This is a genomic window from Micromonospora sp., assembly GCF_048594385.1.
GTDB classification, from domain to species: Bacteria; Actinomycetota; Actinomycetes; order Mycobacteriales; family Micromonosporaceae; genus Micromonospora; species Micromonospora wenchangensis.
Genome location: NZ_JBMDWU010000137.1, coordinates 1 through 4,733 on the forward strand (window position 1 = coordinate 1; position 4,733 = coordinate 4,733).

Below are 4,733 nucleotides of genomic sequence, written 5' to 3' on the forward strand. Positions count from 1 at the left end.
CGCGAACGAAAGGCGGGCCCCATGAGCGCGAGGTCGGTTCGTGGGGCGGTGACGTGACCGGGCCGCAGCTGTTCGTGGACGCCTGGGACCCGTCCTACGGGGCGTCGTTCGAGGCGACCCCGGGTGGGCCGGTCGCGCCGAGCAGCACCCAGGTCGACACCGACGTGGAGCTGCCGGCGGTGGACTGGCGGGCGATCGGCCCCCGCTCCGGGGTGGCCGCCCCGGACGTGGTGCTGCTCGTCGACGGGGTACGCCGGATCGACGCCAGCGTGTGGACGGCCGAGGAGGACGGTGCCTCGTACCCGGGGATCGCCGCCTCGTACGCGGCCGGGGTGGTCCGCTGCGACCTGGAGCGCGGCGCGGCGGAGCTGGCTGGCGCGCGGGTGGGGCGGGGGCTGTTCACGGCGAGCCCGTCGGCGCAGGAGGTGACCTGCGGGCAGGTGCGTTACCCGGTGCACCGGGTCGGTGGCACCGGTGAGCTGAGCAAGCTGCCGGCGGCGGTGCAGGCCCCGCTGACTGCCCTGGAGGTGGCCGTGTCCGACGCGGCCCGCACCGACGGGGACCTGCTGGTGGTGGACGGTCCGCTGCGGGCCCGCCGGCAGTTGCCGCGCACCCTGGGCTACATCAAGACGCAGCACAGCCAGTATCTCGACGCCCGGCTCACCGCCGTGGTCACCGGGCTGGGTTCCGGCCAGCGGTCCCCGGTGTTCCGGCTGGGCACCGCCTGGGGTGGCTGGTCGTGGTACCTGCGGCTGCCGGTGGCGGTGGGTGCGCCCTGGGCCGGGATCGTCCGGTTGGAGTGCTCACCGGACCTCGAACCGCAGGACGCGGTCGCGCTGGCCGACCTGTCGCTGGTCACCTTGCCCCGGTTCGCGTCCTCGCCGTACAAGGACCCGCGCGCGCCGCAGAACCTGGTGCCGATCGCCGGGTTGGAGCGGCGGCTGCGCGGGATGCTGGGCGACGCGCGGCTGCTGCACCGGGCACTGACCATGGCCAGCCGCACCGGCGGGACCCGGTGATGGCCAGCCGCAGCGGCGGGACCCGCTGATGGGCCGCCGTCGGGGTGACGACCGGATCGTGGTGGACGTGTCCACCGGCCGGGCGGAGCTGGTGCCGGACCCGGACCGGCCGCGCTCGTGGACGCTGCTGCTCGACGACGCGCCGCAGTCGCATGTGGACCTGGCCGACCCGACGCACCTGGAGTTCGAGTACGTCAGGCGGCTCGGCGCGGCGCTGGACCTGATCGCCCCGACCGGTGCCCCGCTGCGGGTGCTGCACCTCGGCGGCGGCGCGCTGACCCTGCCCCGGTACGTCCAGGCGACCCGGCCCGGGTCGACGCAGCGGGTGGCCGAGGTGGACGGCGCACTTGTGGAACTGGTCCGGCGGGAGCTGCCCTGGCCGGCCGACCCGAGGCTGAAGGTACGCGTCGCCGACGCCCGCGCCACCCTGGAGTCCAGCCGCGACGCGTCGTACGACGTGGTGGTCGCCGACGTCTTCGCCGGTGCGCGCACCCCGGCCCACCTGACCAGCGCGGAGTACGCAGCACAGGTGGCCCGGGTGCTCGCGCCCGCCGGCTGGTACCTGGCGAACCTGGCCGACGGCCCGCCGTTACGGCACACCCGTGCCCAGGTGGCCACGGTCCGTCAGGTGCTGCCCCGGGCCGCCCTGGTCGGTGACGCGGCCGTGCTGCGCGGTCGGCGGCACGGCAACCTGGTGCTGGTGGCCGGGCGGGTCGAGCCGCCGGTGCCGGAGCTGACCCGGCGCGCGGCCGGGGACTGGTTCCCGGGGCGGGTGCTGGCCGGCGCCGAGCTGGACCGGTTCGTCGCCGGTGCCGCCGTGGTCACCGACGCGGACGCCACCGACTCGCTACCGCCGCCGCCCGGAATTTTTTCGGTCCGCCGTTGATCCGCTGGGAAGAGCGGTCCGTATCAACGGTCGGCGCCCTCCCCGTGGGCCCGCTGATGTCGGTGGACAGCAGGAGGTCTGGATGAGTGCGGTCGCGGCCGGCTTGCACGGTGAACTGGCCAGGCCAGGGTGGATGTTCGCCCGGGCCCAGCCGCAGTCGCGTGCGTCGAGGTCCAGCCGGGGGGTCGACGCCGGTCCCACCGATCGCCAGAATGGCCCGGTGACCCCGCGATCGACGCCCGGGCGGCACCAGGCCCCGGCGACGACGCCCGAGGCGAGCCACTCCGACCAACTGGTCCGGCTGCTCTACGCCGAGCACGCCGGCCCGCTGCTGATGTTCGTGATGCGGTTGACCGGTGGTGACCGGCAACGCGCCGAGGACATCGTGCAGGAGACGCTGCTGCGGGCCTGGCGCAACGCGCACCGGCTGGGCGTGCAGGGCCAGGGTTCGCTGCGGCCCTGGCTGGTCACGGTGGCCCGGCGGATCGCCATCGACGAGCACCGCAGCGAGCAGGCCCGCCCACCCGAGACGTACGACCGGGATCTGACGGCGTTCGCCGAGGCGGACAGCACCGACCGGGTGCTGCGCACCATGACGGTGGCGGATGCACTGCGTACGCTGAGTCAGTCGCACCGGGAGATCCTGGTGGCGACGTACTTCCGCGGGCGGACGGTGCCGGAGGCGGCCGAGGAGTTGGGCCTGCCGCTGGGCACCGCCAAGTCGCGGGTCTACTACGCCCTGCGCGCGCTGCGCACGGCCCTACAGGAGAGGGGGGTGACGGAATGAGCCGGGCAGACCACATGGACGTCGCCGCGTACGCGCTCGGCGTCCTGGACGTGCAGGACACCGAACGGTTCGAGGAACACCTCGCCACCTGCTGGGCCTGCGCCGCCGAACTGGAGACGATGGTCCCGGTGGTGGGGCTGCTCTCCGACATCGACGGCGAGACGATGATGGCGATGGAGCAGACCGCGACGGATCCGCGGCTGCTGGACCGTACCCTGGTCGCGGTCCGGACCCACCGGCGCAAGGCGCGGTTCCGGCAGGTGCTGACGATGGCCGCCGCGGTGGTGGCGGTCGGCGCGCTCAGCGGCATCGGCGTCGCCACCTTCGGCGGTACGGTCGGCGGTGACGGCCAGGTGGTCGCCGAGCCGAGCCGGTCCGCCCCGGTGGACGGGCCGGCGCGCCCGCAGCCGACCCGGTCGGGTCCGGCGGTGGGTGGCACCGAGATCGAGGGCGACCAGTTCGACGCCACCGACGGCAGCACCGGTGTGAAGACCACGATGTGGCTGGACAGCAAGGAGTACGGCACCTGGATCGGGTTCAACCTGACCCGGTTGCCCGGCCCGCGCACCTGCCGGCTGGTGGTGGTCCGCAAGAACGACACCACCGAGGTGATCTCCACCTGGGCGGTGCCGGGGACGGGTTACGGCACCACGGCCAACCCGCAGGATCTCCAGTTGGAGGCGTCCACCTCGGCGCCGCGCGGCGAGATCGCGAAGTTGCAGGTGCAGTCGGTGGACGCCAACGGCGTGGCGAGCCCGCTGGTCACCGTCGTGCCCTGAGACACCTTCCGTCGGAAACGGCGTCGGCCCGCAGCGGGCCGACGCCGGTTAGGCTTTCCGGGCGCAGGGGTGCCTCTGCTCGCGCACACGTACGGCCGGCCGGAACGGTTCAACGACGACGACGTGAAATGGCCCACTGTCGATCGTTCAACCTTGACAGTGGACGCTCCGTACTACTCGGTGAACCGCCAAGAATGAGGAGGGCACGTGGCAAAGATCAAGCGGACGACCGTCATCGTCGCGAGCGCGGTGGTCGCACTTACGGCCTGCGCGCCCGCAGGCTACGACGGAGCGAACTCCAGCGTCGCCGAGCCGGTCGCCGTCGCCGCGGCCGAACCCACCGCGTCGGTCGAGCCGGACACCTCGGCCTCTCCCGGCGCCTCCGGCGCCCCCGCCGCCGACCAGGCGCCGCCGCCGGCCAACGTCCAACTGACCGACGAACTCGTCGGCAAGAAGATCGCCCGGATGGGCCGGGTCGTGGTGGACCAGGAGGGCTTCATCCTCTACCGCTTCGACAAGGACTCCGACGACCCGCCGTCGTCGAACTGCGTCGACAAGTGCGCGCAGGTCTGGCCGCCCGCGCTGACCGACGGCAACCCGCAGTTGCAGGGCGTCTCCGACGACAAGGTCGGCACCGTCACCCGCCAGGACGGCACCCGTCAGATCACCATCGGCGGCTGGCCGGTCTACCGCTACATCGGTGACAAGAAGCCGGGCCAGTGGAAGGGCCAGGGCGTCGGTGGCACCTGGTTCGTGGTCGACCCGAACGGCAAGAAGAACCTGACCTGCCTGCCGACCGGCACCCCGAAGGCGGTCGCCCCGCCGGCGGCCGGCGACTCGGGCGGCTCGAACAGCGGCGGGGACTACACCTACTGATCCTGCGTCAGCCGGGACACGGTGGCCGGTCGCTGCCGGGGAGGGCGCGACCGGCCACCGTCACTATCAGGACCGTCGACGAACCGGCAGCGTCGGACGGTCCGGGCCGCGACGCCGGCCCCCTGGTCGGGCCGGCGTCGCGGTAACCATCCGCCGGAGCCTCCCCCACCAGACCCCCGGAACGGACCAGGGCGGTGGACGCGCCACACGCCAGCGGGCGCGCGCCACCGAAGGTCCCCCCAACCCCGCACCCACGGCCGCTCGGGCGGCCGGTCCGCTCCGGGATGGAGACACCGCCGACGCGCAGGGCGTCGGCGGTGTCGGCCCTTTCCGCCCCGGTCACTCTCCCCGGCGGGACGGGGCGGGGGCGGCCGTCCCCCGCGACC

At 73.8% G+C, this 4,733-nt stretch carries 5 protein-coding genes; all 5 read left to right on the forward strand.

Going from position 1 to position 4,733, the window contains the following annotated elements; translation table 11 throughout:
* Nucleotides 1–53 precede the first annotated feature (53 nt).
* The 5 genes from ACOJTC_RS06735 to ACOJTC_RS06755 all read left to right on the forward strand — a co-directional run bounded on the left by ACOJTC_RS06735 (nt 54) and on the right by ACOJTC_RS06755 (nt 4,347).
* Nucleotides 54–1,019, forward strand: coding sequence for a hypothetical protein (locus ACOJTC_RS06735; protein ID WP_357928173.1), 966 nt, complete (start codon nt 54–56; stop codon nt 1,017–1,019).
* A gap of 28 nt (nt 1,020–1,047) precedes the next feature.
* A complete protein-coding gene (locus ACOJTC_RS06740; RefSeq protein WP_420116188.1) occupies nt 1,048–1,905 on the forward strand; it encodes a spermidine synthase in 858 nt (285 codons plus the stop codon).
* Between the two features lie 82 nt (nt 1,906–1,987).
* Nucleotides 1,988–2,692 (forward strand): sigma-70 family RNA polymerase sigma factor, encoded by a 705-nt coding sequence (locus ACOJTC_RS06745; RefSeq protein ID WP_088645463.1) that lies wholly within the window; start codon nt 1,988–1,990, stop codon nt 2,690–2,692.
* Nucleotides 2,689–3,471: an anti-sigma factor family protein gene (locus tag ACOJTC_RS06750; protein ID WP_420116189.1), complete on the forward strand. Its 783-nt coding sequence runs from the start codon at nt 2,689–2,691 to the stop codon at nt 3,469–3,471. The genes ACOJTC_RS06745 and ACOJTC_RS06750 overlap by 4 nt, the downstream gene beginning before the upstream one ends.
* Nucleotides 3,472–3,678: 207 nt before the next feature.
* Nucleotides 3,679–4,347, forward strand: coding sequence for a hypothetical protein (locus ACOJTC_RS06755; RefSeq protein WP_204924021.1), 669 nt, complete (start codon nt 3,679–3,681; stop codon nt 4,345–4,347).
* The last annotated feature ends 386 nt before the right edge of the window (nt 4,348–4,733 follow it).